The following is a 1118-nucleotide window of genomic DNA, read 5'->3' as shown; positions in this document are numbered from 1 at the left end:
GAAAAGCCCACCGCCACCGCCGTCGCCATCAAGGATGGTCGCTTCATCGCCGTGGGCAACGATGCCGAAGCCATGGCCCACAAAAGCGCCGCCACCCAGGTCATCGACCTCAAGCAGCGCACGGTGATCCCGGGCCTGAACGACTCGCACCTGCACCTGATCCGCGGTGGCCTGAACTACAACCTGGAACTGCGCTGGGAAGGCGTGCCCTCGGTGGCTGACGCCCTGCGCATGCTCAAGGACCAGGCTGCACGCACGCCAACCCCGCAGTGGGTGCGCGTGGTCGGTGGCTGGAACGAATTCCAGTTCGCCGAACGGCGCATGCCGACCCTGGAGGAAATCAACCAGGCGGCCCCCGATACCCCGGTGTTCCTGCTGCACCTGTACGACCGCGCACTGCTCAACCGCGCCGCCCTGCGCGCCGTGGGCTACACCAAGGACACGCCCAACCCGCCGGGCGGCGAGATCCAGCGCGACAAGTTCGGCAACCCCACCGGCATGCTGATCGCCCGTCCCAACGCGATGATCCTCTACGCAACGCTGGCCAAGGGTCCGAAGTTGCCGCTGGAGTACCAGGTCAACTCCACCCGCCAGTTCATGCGCGAGCTCAACCGTCTGGGCCTGACCAGCGCCATCGATGCGGGCGGTGGCTACCAGAACTACCCCGACGACTACCAGGTGATCCAGGAACTGGCTGCCAAAGGCCAACTGACCGTGCGCATCGCCTACAACCTGTTCACCCAGAAGCCCAAGGAAGAGCTCGAGGATTTCAAAAGCTGGAGCAAGATGGTCAAGCCGGGCGACGGCACGGACTTCCTGCGCCACAACGGCGCGGGCGAGATGCTGGTGTTCTCTGCCGCCGACTTCGAAGACTTCCTCGAACCGCGCCCGGACCTTCCGCAGACCATGGAAGAAGAGCTGGAGCCGGTGGTGCGCCACCTGGTGGAACAGCGCTGGCCGTTCCGCCTGCATGCCACCTACAACGAATCGATCAGCCGCATGCTGGATGTGTTCGAAAAGGTCAACCGCGACATCCCGTTCAACGGCTTGCCATGGTTCTTCGACCACGCCGAAACCATCACCCCGCAGAACATCGAGCGGGTGCGCGCCCTGGGCGG

At 64.8% G+C, this 1118-nt stretch carries 1 protein-coding gene; it reads left to right on the top strand.

The window, feature by feature from the left end:
- Nucleotides 1-1118: amidohydrolase (locus ACQKPE_RS26565; RefSeq protein ID WP_427669655.1), on the top strand; the 1118-nt coding region annotated here is incomplete at both ends.

This window comes from Pseudomonas sp. NPDC089554, from assembly GCF_050280645.1.
GTDB lineage: Bacteria > Pseudomonadota > Gammaproteobacteria > Pseudomonadales > Pseudomonadaceae > Aquipseudomonas.
The sequence above is the reverse complement of the archived record's forward strand: the minus strand, read 5'-3'. Positions and strand labels throughout refer to the sequence as shown.